This window comes from Anaerobiospirillum succiniciproducens DSM 6400 (genome assembly GCF_000482845.1).
GTDB lineage: Bacteria > Pseudomonadota > Gammaproteobacteria > Enterobacterales > Succinivibrionaceae > Anaerobiospirillum > Anaerobiospirillum succiniciproducens.
The window spans coordinates 61786-77944 of the sequence record NZ_AXWV01000006.1; the positions used below are offsets into that span (position 1 = coordinate 61786).

At 41.7% G+C, this 16159-nt stretch carries 8 protein-coding genes; 1 reads left to right on the forward strand and 7 read right to left on the reverse strand.

From position 1 onward, the window contains the following. Positions 1-74: 74 nt before the first annotated feature. Complete coding sequence (locus tag H524_RS0100740) at positions 75-2009, forward strand: AAA family ATPase (protein ID WP_027938853.1); 1935 nt, start codon at positions 75-77, stop codon at positions 2007-2009. A gap of 315 nt (positions 2010-2324) precedes the next feature. Here H524_RS0100740 and H524_RS13480 read toward each other — a convergent pair whose 3' ends face one another. The 7 genes from H524_RS13480 to H524_RS0100775 all read right to left on the reverse strand — a co-directional run bounded on the left by H524_RS13480 (position 2325) and on the right by H524_RS0100775 (position 15909). Then, complete coding sequence (locus H524_RS13480; RefSeq protein ID WP_052338817.1) at positions 2325-3887, reverse strand: hypothetical protein; 1563 nt, start codon at positions 3885-3887, stop codon at positions 2325-2327. A gap of 133 nt (positions 3888-4020) precedes the next feature. After that, positions 4021-5583, reverse strand: coding sequence for an AAA family ATPase (locus H524_RS13485; RefSeq protein ID WP_044121150.1), 1563 nt, complete (start codon positions 5581-5583; stop codon positions 4021-4023). Next, positions 5583-6638, reverse strand: coding sequence for a hypothetical protein (locus H524_RS0100755; protein ID WP_027938854.1), 1056 nt, complete (start codon positions 6636-6638; stop codon positions 5583-5585). Before H524_RS0100755 ends, H524_RS13485 begins: the two co-directional genes overlap by 1 nt. A 509-nt stretch (positions 6639-7147) precedes the next feature. After that, complete coding sequence (locus H524_RS13490; protein WP_052338818.1) at positions 7148-8764, reverse strand: hypothetical protein; 1617 nt, start codon at positions 8762-8764, stop codon at positions 7148-7150. Positions 8765-8928: 164 nt separating this feature from the next. Continuing rightward, positions 8929-10599 (reverse strand): AAA family ATPase, encoded by a 1671-nt coding sequence (locus H524_RS13495; RefSeq protein WP_044121152.1) that lies wholly within the window; start codon positions 10597-10599, stop codon positions 8929-8931. Beyond that, positions 10596-11654 (reverse strand): hypothetical protein, encoded by a 1059-nt coding sequence (locus tag H524_RS0100770; RefSeq protein ID WP_044121153.1) that lies wholly within the window; start codon positions 11652-11654, stop codon positions 10596-10598. Before H524_RS0100770 ends, H524_RS13495 begins: the two co-directional genes overlap by 4 nt. A gap of 181 nt (positions 11655-11835) precedes the next feature. Next, positions 11836-15909: a DUF2357 domain-containing protein gene (locus H524_RS0100775; protein WP_027938856.1), complete on the reverse strand. Its 4074-nt coding sequence runs from the start codon at positions 15907-15909 to the stop codon at positions 11836-11838. Between the last annotated feature and the right edge of the window lie 250 nt (positions 15910-16159).

The following is a 16159-nucleotide window of genomic DNA, read 5'->3' on the forward strand; positions in this document are numbered from 1 at the left end:
AACCTATGCCTTAGCTAAAGCGTTATAATATCTAAAGATGCTATGTTTCATTCAAGTCAAAAACGGGGCTGCCAATGGAGACAAGATTCATAACCGATGGTGATTTAATTCCTTTTGATGATCTTATAGCAGGTGACACGGTATATGTTGATAAGACTAAATTCGCTTGTGAACTTGCAAAAAGACGCGGATCTTTCCTGCTCACAAGACCTCGTCGCATGGGCAAGAGCACCATGGTCTCAACCTTAGAGTATTTGTTCTCTAAAGGTACTGTAGGCACTGAAGGTCTCTACTGCTACGATCATTGGCCATTGACTGAGCGCTATTTTGTCTTTCGCTTTGACTGGAGTAAGTTTGTAGTATCTTCAGAAGAGCAGTTTAAGCAAAAGTTTGGACAAGATCTCGATTTGTATGCTTCTTACTTTGGCGTTGAAATCCCAACAAATATACGTGTAGCTATGCGTTTCGAGATTTTAATCAAATTATGCCTAGAGAAGCTGACAGATGAGGCTTTTTTATCCCAACATCCAGAGCTAAAAGATGGAGATCTCCCATTATCTTCTAAAAAGGTCGTGCTATTGATCGATGAGTATGATGCTCCTTTGACTAGAAGCCTAAATAATCCTGAACTTTTTGACAAAATAAGATTAGAATTCATAGAGTTTTTCTCATCAATCAAGGCTCTTAGGTACTTTAGGTGGGTTTTTGTTACAGGAGTCAGTTCATACGCGCAGACTTCCATCTTCTCTGGTGCTAATCAGTTTAAGAATATCTCTCTTAATGATGAATACGCTACTTGTTGCGGCTACACTCAAGATGAGATAGAGCACTATTTTGCTCCAGAGCTTAAAAACGCACAAGAAGTTCTAGATTTGGACTATGATGAGTTGATGGCAAAACTTAGCTATTTCTATGATGGCTATCTTTTTACTCAGCTTGGGAATCGAGATAACAGAAGCAAAAATGTATTCAGTCCAGTTAGTGTTTCTTCTTTTCTGACTCGCCCAATAAATGGGTTTATTAATTACTGGAGCGGCACAGGCGCTCAGAATTCCTTCATTTTTAAGCTCTTCGGAACATGTTCTCAAGTTGTTAAATCAAAAGTGTTGAAGAGGTTGTATCCAGACTTCTTTGAATCTATTGAACAAAATAGTCCTGAGTTGTTGAAAGTTATTGAATCAATGAATCTTGTATTCATGCTGGATCTTAATGATAGACAACTCAATGATTACGATGCTCATCTGATTAAAGTTGATATTGATTCATTAATCTTTAAGATTGACAATTTAGACGATATAAATGATGAATGTGCAATTGCCGTCTTGTTCCAATCAGGCTACTTAAGCATTAAACGAGTTGAAGGAGAGTTTGCATACATAGGTCTTGCAAATTATGAGGTTGCCAAAACATTCACTAAATTTGTAATGTCGCCTTCATTCTATAAAGAACCGGCACAACACAAGCTTTATGAAAAACTCCAAACCTTCTTTGACAACAGAGATAGTCTTTTTGCTAGCTTCCATGAGGGTGGGCATAGTTTAGCAAAGCAGATTAACTTGATATTAAATCTTGCACCTGAGGACTTATTTGCACCTAATAATCGCGAAAATGTGGTAACTGGCTTTTGCTACATCGCCATTAAATTCTCTGGTATTGGTGTTGCTCGCGAGGTTCACTACGTCTTAGGGCGTGCTGATTTAGTTGTCTATAAGCCAGACCTCAATATCTTGGTTGAAGATACTGTATTTGAGTTTAAGCTTGCTCGCCACGGTGAAAACATACTCACAAAGCTTGCCGAAGGCACCAAACAGGTCATCGACAAGAGATATGGTCTAAGCTTAGAAAACCCTAATCCATATCGCTACTGCGTCGTATTTAGTAATGATCTGAGACAGGTGGGAGCAATTGAAGCAATTAATGCCGATGGCAGCTCAAAAACTGTGTATGTTTCAGATAAGCTAAATGAAGATGGCACTGTTAACAGCCAGCTTTTGCCAAGCAAAGAGTAGGCTCATGCTATGGACAAGTGCCTATGCTGCTTTAGCTTAGTATGTGGCAATAGCAAATAATGGGCAGTTTTGATGTGACCATTTAGTCACGTCATCCGTACCAATGAAAAAAGCATTAGCTCCTTGCTAAACAAATTCTGTCTTAACAAGATGCTAATGCTTTAGATATGCGCTTATTGTGATCTCATGGCAAGTCCAATTATCTAAGCTGCAGATAGGTTAAAGTGTCTACAAACAACTATCTGCAGCTAGCTAATCGGCCTGAACTTTGTGGCAGAGCTTGATTCAAGCTATGGCACTTAAGTCCTCTTATAACTAGGAGAAGAAAGCGCCAGCAACACTCTTTAAGCCGCTGACCACGGCATTGCCAATAGCAGATGCCGTTTTAACAGCAGCCTTTGCAGCAGTGCTGACTGCTTTTACAGCTACTTCACGAACCTTTTGCGCAGCTTTAGTCACGACTCGGCCGACTGTAGAGCCAGCCATGTAGCCGACACCGCCTCCAATAAGACCACCAGCATATGCGCCAACTGGGCCTAATACCATGCCTATAGCTGAGCCTATAGCCATTCCTTTTAGGCTTGATACGGTTCCAGCTACAGTCGCAGCCGTGTTCTGTTCCATCTGATAGAAAGCATCTTTTGGACTGATATCGCCATTAGCCGCTTTAAATAAGACTTTGGTATTATCTACAGCTATAGAGGCAATGGCAGTAATTGCGCAGACTGAAGTTCCTTTTGGGATAACTGATAAAGTGCCACGCTCAGCAAGTACCTTTAGAGCACCCGCACTAGCGTGTTTGATACCTGCATCTGCACCAGATTTTAATGCTTGTTCTACAACTTCCTCTCCATCAATCTTTTCACCATCCCAGAGCTTTTTAGCTACGTGAAAGCCAGTGCCAACGGCAGCTGCCAGAAGAGCGGCTTTACCAGCTTCTTTGGCAATACCATAGGAAAGATCTTTGAGTTTATAGTCGTTGTAGTCGTATTCAAGCTTTTTGCCGCTTTGCGCCTCTTCTTGCATGCGCTTGGCTTCTTGTTTAGATAAAGGCTTGCTCTTTGTTCCGTCTGGTGCCTCAAGGGTAGTAGTGGCCTTCTTGCCGATATCGCCCTCTTGTCCTTCAGGGACAAGTTTTTGCTGACCGCGATAATCACCTCGTTCAAAAGCATCGGCGGTGGCTTTGGCATCTTTGCCGTATTTGACCTGATAGCGAGACGCAACTTTGCCTGTATTTTTGTTCTCAACTACGATGTCTACAGAGTTGGCCCGATAACCACTATCACCAGGCTTGAGCACGCGAGCGCGGTATTCACTGCCAGTAGCCTCGGCTTCGAGGTTAAATGTATTAACATGGTGCTGCTCTGCAATGAAGCCATCTAGATTTGGGTTTTGATTGATTTGTCCGCTATTAGTTAAGATGGTATCAGCTAGTTCATCATTGGCTTGCTTAATGGCATCATCAAGACCTTGCAGATATTTGCCAGCCTCTTGAGCACTTAAGTTTGAATTTGCTGAACGTAGTTCATTATAAAACCATGACTCTACTGGACGGCCATTATTGTTTGCAGCTTCAAGCTTAGCTTTCTTTTGCTCGATGGTCTCAAGAGTTGAGGTAATCTCATCTGCATAGGCATTGATTTGCTCAGGAGGTGTATCAGGAAGCTTGCTTGCCATTTGAGCTTTGAGCCAATCTTTGGTATCTACAGTCTCAGGCTTATTGATATAGCTTTGAACAAACTCCTTTTGCATCTCTTTGATAGCAATAGCCTCAGCCTCTTGAACCTTAGGATCAAAGCGCTCATCTACTACTAAGGTCTGAACCTCAACGCCATCAACCTCAGACATGCCTACATCAATTGTATTTTGATCTGCCATGATTTTGCCTATTAATAGGTTAGTTATCTTGCTTGCAAAGTGCTCGATTAACTTAGGAAAAAGTCACATAAGACCGAGGCTGTGATATCTACTCATAATCACAGCCTCAGCAATGAAGCATTAAAATGCTTGGCTAATAATCTTCGTTCTTCTTTGATCTGCTATCGGGCTTCTTTGAGGCGTTCTTAATTTTTAGCTCAGATACCTTCTCACGGCACTCATCAATCTTTGGTCCGAGCATGGCTGAAACTGACTCGGTGACCTTAATGGTATTGAGAAGATCTTCCTTGGTGAGGGCTCTTTCATTCTCAATGAAAGCCTTTTCAATTGAGCTATTAACCACAGCTTCGAGATCAGCGCCATTAAAGCCTTTGGTTTTAGTAGCTAAATCAGCTGTATCGAGACGTTTTTGCCACTTTCTGCGCTTCTTTAGATGGATGTCGAGAATCATACGACGCTCAGACTCATCTGGCAGATCGACAAAGAAGACCTCGTCAAAACGGCCTTTACGCATAAACTCAGGAGGCAGGGCAGAGATATCATTAGCAGTGGCAACAATGAAAACAGTGTTTTCCTTTTCTTGCATCCAAGTGAGCATTTGACCAAAGAGTCTGGTGGTTACCTCACCGCCGCCATTGCCAGAGCCAATGCCGGAGAAAGCTTTTTCGATCTCATCAATCCACAGCACACAAGGGCTGATAGCCTCAGCAAGCTTTAAAGCGCGACGCATGTTGTTCTCAGACTCGCCCACGTATTTGCCCATGAGTCGGCCCACATCTAGACGCACTAGAGGGATGCCAAACATACGCGCAGACACCTTGGCAGTTAGTGATTTACCGCAACCAGGCATGCCCACGATCATGACACCCTTTGGTACTTGCACACCAAATTTTATGGCGCGATCGAGGCGTGAGAAGATCTTTGCTTTGGTGGAGAGCCAGTCTTTAAGCACAGCTAAACCACCGATCTCGTCAATATTTTCCTTAACGTTGATAAGATCGAGCATGCCGGACTTTTTGATGAACTGCTCTTTTTCACGAAGAATAAGCTTCTTGTCGCTAGTGGTGATCATGCCGCCATCTTGATAGGCAAGGCGTAGCACCTGTTGAATCTGATGCTCATTAAGGCCCTTTAAAGAGAGGGCAAGATCACTTACCAGATCCTCAGGAACCGTGAGATCCATGAGCGCAATGAAGTCTCTAACTTGCGCCATAATGGCTTTTCGACCGGGTAGAGGCACATCTACGACAGTAACATAAGCCTCAATTTCCTTAGGGATATAAACTACTTCTGAGACGATGATGACAGTGCAACGATAGTTTGGATTGTGCAATGTCTTTTCGGCAATATCACGTAAAAAGGCAATAATACGCGGATCGCTGAGCTGATTATGTACATCCTTTAGCAATAAGATAGAGCCATTGAGGTTTTCATGCTCATCATCAAAACCAAAGCCCTCGTCACGATTGAGGTACAAGAACTCGTATAAGCCCTGAGGCTCAGCAAGCTCAGCATTCTTGGTCTTAAAGTTAACTGCGCCTAGTGCATTGGAAAACTCAATGATCCTAGTTTGACTACCAACTGCTTGCTCGATAGCACTATCGACCAAATTGAAGTCGAAGTTTTGGATATAGATAATCGGATGCAGTGACTCAATATATGAGCCAAGAACGTGCTTTAAAGATCTCTGGCTCATTAGTCATCCACCTTGAAATATGCTACTGGATAATCACTATAGTCAATAGAAGATAATGTAAGACCATCAGTTATTTGGAAAGGACTAACGGTACCTGCGCTTTGGAGGCTGCTTCCAAACAACGCCGCAAAAGCGCTAATGTTAGAAGAATTGTAATCTTCAGTGCCATTGCTATCATCATATATCTTGACGAGAGTAAAGTCATAAGCAGTTACGAATAGACATCGAGTTCCGCGTTTTTCAAAGACTTTCTTTTCTTCAGGAATATTCATCACAACCTTAAGCTGACCTTCAAATAAGCTTTGAAGTGATTTGAAACTCTCATAACGAGTTTCTAGCCCGATAGAGTTGAATAGCATGAAAGGAAAATTATTTGGTTGAATTGAACTAAATATTAATTTCTCATTTTCTTTAAAATCTTTTATTCTATTGTCTAGGATGCCCACGTCATATGCATTGGTTGTCCTATATTGATCAATGGAAGAGTATTTAGGCACTAAAAACTTGCGTGAATGCTCGTTGTAAAGCAGATTGAGACAGACAAGAGGGCGGTCCTGAAGGCTAGTAATAAAGAGCGGATAGATATTCTTTTCAAACAGTGGCTGGTAGTCTGTAGCAAGGGTATTAATGTGTTGCTGCACCACTTTAGATGGGGTGGATTTGTCCAGCATTTCTTTGACGATGGAGTCATATCCTGACACGTAATTAGAGATAACAGTAGCGCTCTGATAGCCTCTTTCTTCATTAACTTGGTTGGCTGCTTGACGCTTCTTTTGGTAGTTAATGAGAGAGACAGCCTCTTTGACCTTGTCCTCATCGGTAAGGATTTCAAAGATACGGATTAGCTCTTCAGTGATCTGCAGAACCTCAGTTGCTTTAATAGCCTCAACCTCGGCTAGTTCGTCTTTAAAGCCACGCACCTCAAGCCAGCGCTTGAGAAGACCACTTTCGTAGTACTCAAGCATGTCCTCGATGCAAAAATGCTCTTGCACATCCTCAATATTGCGGCATGGGTAGCCATCGCACATGAGGTTAAACTTAATTGTCTTGGCCATAGGCGGCTCCTAAGGTGATTAAGGCTGCATTAGTGTCAGCAAGTGATGGGTAGATGTACTGAGCTTAATTATTCACATGTATAAAATCAGTACGTCTTAATAGTATACCCAAGTTTACTCTCAAACCATCATAGTTACAACTATATGTGCAAAAAGATCAGGCTCCAAATACCTTTGAATTCCAGTATGAGATCAGTGTCACGAATATTGATAAGGCTCTATGCGCTTGTTACGCAATTGCAGCATTGTAAAGGGCAAGAGTAAGCATGCGGCTAAATTAGATAACATGAAATGAAAAAGCATTAGCTCCTTGCTATGCAAAGTTCTGTCATAACAAGATGCTAATGCTTTAGTTCAGCGCTTATTGTCATCTCATGGCAAGCCCAATTATCTAAGCTGCAGATAGGTTAAAGTGTCTACAAACAACTATCTGCAGCTAGCTAATCGGCCTGAGCTTTGTGGCAGAGCTTGATTCAAGCTATGAATCTTAAGTCCTCTTAGAACCATGACTAGAGCGAGAAGAAAGAGAATATGGAGCTCGCAAAGCTCTTGATGCCGCTGACCACGGCATTGCCAATAGCTGATGCTGTTTTGACAGCTGCCTTTGCAGCAGTGCTGACTGCTTTTACAGCTACTTCACGAACCTTTTGCGCAGCTTTAGTAATGCCACGGCCAACTGTAGAGCCAGCCATGTAGCCGATGCCGCCACCAACTAAACCGCCTATGGTTGCGCCAATTGGGCCAAATACCGCGCCAGCTGCCGCTCCTAAAGCGGCTGCACCCTTTACACTTGCTACAGTGCCGGCCAAGGTTGCTGCAGTATTCTGCTCCATTTGGTAGAAAGCTTCTTTGCCGGTGATCTCTCCATTGATTGCCTTATTTAACACCTTTACATTGTCGATGGCAGCAGAGGCAATAGCTGTTACAGTGGTTGCTGGGGTTCCTTTAGGGAGCAAAAATGGTACTGAGCCACGTTCTGATAGAACCTTGAGTGCGCCTGCAGTTGCTGTTTTTACTCCAGCATCGGCTCCAGTCTTTAATGCTTTTTCTACGACCTCTTCGCCATCAATCTTCTCACCTTTCCAGAGTTTGGATGCAATGTCAAAGCCTGCACCAGTTGCCATGCCGAGAATAGTAGATTTACCAGCTTCTTTGGCAATGCCAACGGATAAATCTTTAAGGCTGTAGTCATGGTAGTCATATTCAATCTTTTTACCACTTTGCGCTTCCTCTTGCATGCGCTTGGCATCTTGTTTAGATAAAGGCTTGCTCTTTGTTCCGTCTGGTGCCTCAAGGGTAGTAGTGGCCTTCTTGCCGATCTCTCCCTCTTGTCCTTCAGGTACAAGTTTTTGCTGACCGCGATAATCACCCTTTTCAAAGGCATCGGCGGTAGCTTTGGCATCTTTGCCGTACTTTGCCTGATATCGTGAAGAAACTTTGCCTGTATTTTTGTTCTCGACTACTATGTCTACAGAGTTGGCAGGATAACGGCTATCTACAGGCTTTAAATCGCGGGCGCGGTATTCACTGCCAGTAGCCTCCGCTTCGAGGTTAAATGTATTAACGTGGTGCTGCTCAGCAATGAAACCATCAAGATTTGGGTTTTGATTGATTTGACCACTGTTAGTTAATATGGTTTCAGCCATACGTTCGTTTGCTTGTTTAAGGGCTATATCTAGATTATGTAGATACTTAGCACCCTCAAGAGCACTCATATTAGAAACAGTATTTTTTACATCAAAGTAAAACCACTGCTCTTTAGGCACTTGAAGCTTATCGGCCTTAGCAAGCTTTAGTTTCTTACTCTCAATCGTATCAAGAGTTGTCGTGATTTCATCAGCATAGGCATTAACTTGCTCAGTTGGGAGATCAGGTAGTTTGCTTGCCATTTGAGCTTTAAGCCAATCTTTAACCTCTAAAGTTTTAGGCTTGTTTATATAGCTCTGTACAAACTCTTTTTGCATCTCCTTAATGTGTATGGCCTCGGCTTCTAAAATCTTGGGATCAAAGCGCTCTTCAACTACTGAGGTGTGAACTTCGAGGCCATCAATCTCAGAGACAGTATCGTCAATTGCTGATGTGTTTGAGTTATTTGAATGGGCTTTTGAAGATGTGATGTTATCCATTACGATTAGTCCTCTTGTACAGGCACAGAGCTAAAACTGCAGGCAATTTGAACATACACTAACGCAGCTTATACCCAACTCTAGCTGACAATGATTGGTTTTGAGGCACTTAACTAGAATGTGCTTCTTAAGGCTAGATAGCTAGAGCGCAAGTGCGTCATCTTTTAGTTTTTTGATGAATCGCTCTTAGCCTTTTTCTCTACCTTGTCTTGCTGTTTGTCACTCTCTTGAGTTCGAGTAGAGGCATTTTTGATCTTAAGTTCTGAGATCCTGTCTCTTAGTTCTTGTATCTTTGGTCCCAACATAGAAGAGATAGATTGAGTATCTTTTATGATGTCAAGGATTCCATCTTTTGTTAAACCTGACGCGCCAGCAATAAAAGCTTTCTCGATTGCTCTATTAATCACTGACTCAAGGTCAGCACCACAAAAGCCTTCGGTTTCTTTAGCTAAAGAAGCAATATCTAGGCGCTTGTGCCATTTACGACGCTTTCTTAAGTGAATATCGAGAATCATGCGGCGTTCTGCTTCAGTAGGTAGATCGACAAAAAAGACCTCATCAAAACGACCTTTGCGCATGAATTCAGGAGGTAGGGCCGAAATATTGTTGGCAGTCGCTACAATAAATACAGTACCTTCTTTCTCTTGCATCCAAGTTAGCAATTGTCCAAAGAGTCTGGTGGTGACTTCGCCTCCGCCAGAGTTAGAGCCAATACCAGAGAAGGCCTTCTCTATCTCGTCAATCCACATCACGCATGGAGAGATGGCCTCGGCGAGCTTTAAAGCATTGCGCATATTATTCTCGGATTCACCGACGAATTTGCCCATTAAACGGCCAACATCAAGACGAACAAGAGGTAGTTCAAACATACGTGCACAGACTTTGGCAGTAAGTGACTTGCCGCAGCCTGGCATGCCGACGATCATCACTCCCTTTGGTTCTTGCACGCCAAATTTAATTGCACGATCAAGGTTTTCAAAGATCACAGCTTTATCGCTCAGCCATTCTTTAAGCACACTTAAGCCGCCAATCTGTTCTTTGGTCTCTTTGACAGTAATGAGCTCTAGCATGCCTCCTTTTTTAATAAACTGCTCTTTTTCGCGTAAAATTAGCTTTTTGTCGCTTTGACTAAGAGTACCGCCGTCTTGGTATGCTAGCCTGAGAACTTGAAGAATCTGATGTTCGTTAAGACCCTTCAAAGATAGAGCAAGATCGCTAACAAAATCATCAGTTAACTCAAGCTCCACCGTTTTAATAAACTTTTGGACAATTTTGATGATGTCGTTGCGAGATGGCAGAGGCACATCAACTACACTAATGTATGACTCAATCTCTTTGGGGATTACCACGACGTCAGAAACAATAACGATTGTATTGCGATATAAAGGGTTGTACATCATATTGTCCGCAAACTCACGCATCATGGCGATGACGCGCGGATCGCTAAGCTGATTATGTACATCCTTAAGCAATAAGACGGTATTTCTGAAATTTTCTTCGAGACTAGCGCTATTCAAGCCACAGGTACAATAGCTTTTTAAAAACTGATAAAGATCTTGGGGTTGCTCGTTATCTTGGTTTTCCTTACCACTGTTTTCCTGATCTTGGCTTTCATAATCAATGAAGCCGTCGTCTAAAGAGCTTGTGGGTGGTTTCTTGTTTTCAAAACGCACGTAGCCATATGCATTAGAGTATTCAATGATAAGCGCATCGTCTCCAACTGCTTTTTTAAGAGCCTCATCTACAAGACGAAAATTGAAGCTTTGTACATAGATGATAGGATGAAGCGACTCAATGTATGAGTACAGCACATTATCTAAAGATCGAACCGTCATACGTTATCATCCGCCTTAAAATACGCAAATGCTTGATTGTCGCTAGTGCAGGAAACTTTGAGGCCATTACTAATACAAAATGGGCGAATGCTTGAACCAGTAAAGGTTTGCCCATTTAACTGAGCATTAATGGAGTTTGTGCCTAAAGGGAGAATGAGACAACGTGTTCTTTCATCCTCAAGAGTCTTATATGATGAACTGCTTGAAGAGCCTTTAATCATCTTATCGTCAACGATAATGACTTGGTCTTCAAATAACTCGCGATAAGCCTGAGCAAAGTTTTTGTTTGCTAATGAATTAGCAATGGTGTTTAAAAAGATAAATGGCATATTGACTGGCTGAAGCTGCTCAGAGAGCTTGCCTAGTAATTTGTGATATTCAGCTTTGCTGTCTGACTTTAGATTTTTGCATGCTGCATCCCAGTCTAAAAGCTTCATGCCTCCCCACGAATTAGAGCTATTACTAACACTTGCTGATAACAAAGATAGCTTAGGCACAAAAATATCACGTGTATGCTCGTTGTAAAACAAGTGCAAAAGCACTAATGGTCTTTTTAGCAAGCAAGTAGAAAAGAGCTCATAAGCACTGAGTCTAAGTAATCTGCTGTAGTCATTTACCAATGAGGTCATGTGCTGATTTAAGGCTGATGGTGGTGTATTTTTATCGACCATCGTGTTAACTAAAGATTCATATGTTGCTAAGTAGTTATTTGCGATAGAGTCGCTCTTAAAACCGCTAGCAGCATTGATCTTATTTGCCTGCAGCTGATTGTTTCTATAGGCAATGATAGATAGAGCCTCTTTGAGGCTATCATCGTCAATCAACAGCTCAAAGATACGAACTAGTTCTTCAAGTATGTGCTGTGGATTAGTACTGTTGATGGCCTCTACTTCTTTAAGCTCATAGTTAAGCTTGCGTACCTTAAGCCAGCGCTTGAGTAGTCCAGTTTTATAGTGATCTAGCAAGTCATCAAGACTAAAGTGCTCACGTATATCATCAAGGCTCCGGCAAGGATATCCGTCGCATATGAGATTGAATCTAATGGTATAGGCCATATGCAGCTCCATCGTATCTATGTTTTGAGGATAACGCCTTGGTACTGATAGCTTGCTTGAGAAGATAGCGCATTAATTTTTGCTTTACACAAGCATGTACTAAGAGCGTCTTAATATCTTTGTAGCTGTACGTCTTAGGTTCAGTGTACAGCTACTTTCTTATGGATAAATGATTTACCTCTTAGATCTCAAGATCACTAAAGCTCAGTCCAGTGATGGCGATATCTGAGGCGCTCTCATTACCGCTTACATAGACTAAGATAGCGTAAATAAAATCAGGGAGGTCACGATAAATACCCTTATTTGGTACCTCCACATTAATGAAGGTTCTTACATTCAGTTTTTGCTCGACGACAGCGCCCGCAATTGTTTCTACGGCATTGTAGAGTCTTTGCATGAGCGGAGAGTTAAGCGATAGCTGTCGTTTAATGGAGTCGTTATTCAGCTCTCTTAAGCGTAATACTGCCAAAATATATTCAAGGCTGGTTGTGACCGTATATTTGAGATTGCTGTCTTTAGCAAACGACTTACTATGGCAAACCTCTTCAATGTGCTTAACTGCCTTTTCAAACGCGGATAATAAAAGTTCACTATCAGTATTGAAGACAAAGTTTGGATGGCTCCAGACGGCATTTGATAACAGGCGTATCAACAGCTTTGGTTTGCGCTCACCGCATCTTTTGGCAATCATCTTGAGCAACTTGATTGCATTAGGATTGGTGCCGTCACCTAAACCATAGCCAATACAATCAGGGAATTGACTACGCTCTGCACCGAAAAATTCTTGCATAGCCTTGTTGGCGATCTCATAGTATTGATCACCCATGGATGTACCGCATAAACACAGCAAGTTAAGTAATTTATAGCGTGCTTGTTTATCAGTACAATTCTCATAATGCCAGATAAGCTTAGAGCAGCCGCTGCTAAAGGCATCCTGTAGGTTTTGAGGGAATTTACCGCTATAAATAGAGTTGCCTGAGTCAAAAACCTTATGGAAGATAAAGCTGGCAAACCCTCTCAAAACTTGTGAACTAGAAGTTTTGCCAGCTCTGATATTCTTGGCAATATAGGCAATATAGATTGTAGGAGCAGTGTATGGATCACAGTCTTCATTGCGGATCTTCTCAGCAAAGTAAGTGCCGTGAGTAAAGCTTGATTTGTTTTCCTGCCGCTCATGGTTAATGGTAAAAGAAACGTTGGTTATGCCTTCATGGAAACTGTCCTCGTCTTCAAAGTATCTTTGTAAAAATTTAACCGTAACTTGTTCGCCATTTTTGCCACATGGCAATTCTCTGGTACATACATATGCACCTTGTTTGGTTTTACCCCAGATACGGCCATAGCGATCTGACCTGAGTACAGCCTTGAATCGCTTTTCATTAGCTACTTCAAATGAAATAGTCTTAAGATTATTAAAGTCAGCTAAAGGCTTTTTAAAGTCAGCTTTAGGATTTTTACTGTTGTATCCGTCAATATTTTCCTCTCTAAACACAACATTAACTGGTGTATTACTGATATCTTCTATATCAATACTTAAATCAAAGACGCGCTTGTTATCTTTACCAAATAACTTGATTGTTTCATTGGTTAAATCAACTGTGTAGTAAGTATCAAGTGTGTTGTTGAAGTACTCACACATCTTGCTGATGATATCGATAGTGCCGTTTCCATATTTGTCTGGATAGGCTACGAGTTCTTTAGCGCTCAGTGCTTTTGGCGCTTTAGGAGTAGGGAGATCTAGATAGTCATAACTATCAATTTTTTCCCATGATACCTTGGCCTCAGCAAAAGGCGCGTTGCTACTTATTGGGATGAATACCAGCTTAAATGGCTCTTCGGCACCATAACAATAGGAAAGATGCAAGCTACATGGTACGTCGGTGCTAAGAGGAAAAGCACTGTGACGTACAACTGCAGCATATTGTGTCTTCTGCGACAGATCGTTTCTAACGAGCATGAGGTGGTGCTCTTTTACGCCTTTAGCAAGCGTAAATTGCTGATCAATTGGGATGGACTCCTCAACGTTAAAACTTGGCTGTACTGTGCAGTTTTGGATTAAATTGAACTTGCCGTATAAGAGCTTGATGGCAAGCTCAGGTAAGTGATCTTTCCAAAGGTTTTGCTCTGTTTGCTTTTGCAGTTGAGTAAAGAAGCAATAACCACTGAGCGCATCATCATAATTTAGGCTAGCCCATCTTTTAGCATATTTGTCGTTAGCCTTGAGCATATGACTAAGAGCTAATAGATGAATCTTGCCCTTACCGATGATACTGGCGTGCTCTTTAATGTACTTATCTACAATATTGCTAACATCAATGTACTTATTGGTATTTAACAGTTTTTGTCTGTTAAGCCTAAAGTGATGATTTCTATAACTAAAAGACAGACGTTGTGCTTCACAGATTAGTCCTGGCAAGCCAAACAATTTATACAATTGCTTAAACTCATCATCATTAGCAGGTGCAGCGCAGCTAGCCAGCTTATTAAGATTGTCAGTAATATCTTCTAATACACTAGGATGACGCTCCCACATGAGACCACCAAATTCAGGTAAATCTCTGGCGATCTTGGCATCATTTCCCGCCTGAACCAATGTCATAGATAGCTTGTCATCAACTACATCCATGACAAGTAAGGCATCACCAGGTTTAAAGCTATCTTTGAAGGTGCCTAATTGCATGGTCGCAAATGCTGCACCCATAGATCTTGGGAATGGCAGAACGTTACTAAAGGTTAAACGCAATGCCTTGTGCAGTTGACTAAGCTCAAAGGCATCGTATTGATCTGGGAATAAGAAAGTTAGCTTATCTGTAGAAAGATGCTGGCCTAAAAGCGTAGATAAGGAAAGTAGGTTCTTACTATTACCATCAGCAAGCGACGAGAGCACACTAAAGGTATCAATCTCGTTATCAATACTTATGGCTTGTGATTGATGGCAAGGGATAGTAGCTACGTATGTGCTGTCTAAACTATCATCCTTAAGGTGATAGTTCTGCATTAATAATCTTGAAGATAACTCACTGACTGGCTCATCATTGGCAATAAAACGTGGTCTTACTAAAAAAGGATCAATGACGATCTTGCTTGCCAATTTGAGGTCAGAATCAGCACTTGAGGCATTGATTTCTTTTAGTCCTGCACAAAAGCTCTCAACGATCGCTTGAGCAATGCCTTTTAAGGAAGCATATTTAAGCGCTATAACGCACTTATCGGAGTTTGTAGCGTCATTAACTACGCTGACGTGCTCAAGTTTATTAAGTGACTCTATTATGCTTTTACTTGCAGTTAGGCACATGGAGCATGAGTTAAAGCTTGCTTGAATACAAAGCTGAGCATATTCGATGGTCACTACGTTTTTATCAATTGTTAGGTTAACGTTGGTGCCATTGAGCCCCATGCCATAAATAAACTTAGCATTGAGATTAAACTTACGATTGCGATAGTCAAACACTACAGGTGCTTGTGCAATGGCAAAGTATTTTTGTACACAAGCAGCTGCAAGTAAAAAGAAGATATTAGCAAGCAGAGTCTCCACCGATAAAGCATCGTTTTTGACGATATCATCGATTTCTTTGAGTTCATTGAAGGCTCGCCAGATCTTCTTGTAGTTGCGATCGGAAAGGAGAGTGTTGTTTGGAGGCAGATTTTCCCAACGACGAATTTCACTTAGATCATCGTCGTGAGTTAGTTTAAAAGCCTGTGAGGCAAAAATGCTTTCGTCTGGGTCAATGTCATTGCTGCTTAAAACTCCGTGCTTTAAGTCAACTAGGTATGACATTTGTTTAAGAAACTCGATAAATAGACGGTTCTCACCCGTATCATAGCTATGACGATGGCGTACAGACATAATGGAATGATTGCTATTGGCAATCTTTTCTTTCACTGTTCTTCCAGGTCTTTTAGAAAGCCATTTGATACTATTACTATTGAGCTCACGAACCTTGTATACAGGCTGAATCACATCCTCGTGAATGATCTTAGTGCGCATGGTAGAGCTGATGTTTCGTACCGCACCATGAGTATCGTGGATGATCTTTGAGATGACATCTTTATGCGCTGATGTAGATGTATCATCAAGGGCTATGCTTTTAAGCAACTGATCTAGATTGAAGTCCCAATTGCTATCTTGTGACCACTCATATGATGAGGTCATGTAGCTTTGCAAACAAAGGATCACATTAGCTAAAGTGTTCAGATCCGAAGACGGATCGCTCTCTAGTGCTTTACAGAGAGTCTCATAGCTGTCGATTTTCATGAAAATTTTCCTTGCCAATGATTGCTAAAGATTTAGCAACACTAAAGCCTGTATCCTTGGGCCGCTAGCAGAGCAGTTACCTGCCAAAAATTAAGCACAGTGCGTATATACAGCACTCTAAGGTCCATTAAGCCATGAGCATTATTTCTATCACGGTGCTAGCTATGACGCTCTGAGCTATAACACTCATGTAGCAACGAACTGCACTAGCAAGACCAATTGAGCTTATCTTATTGCCCAATGTTAACAA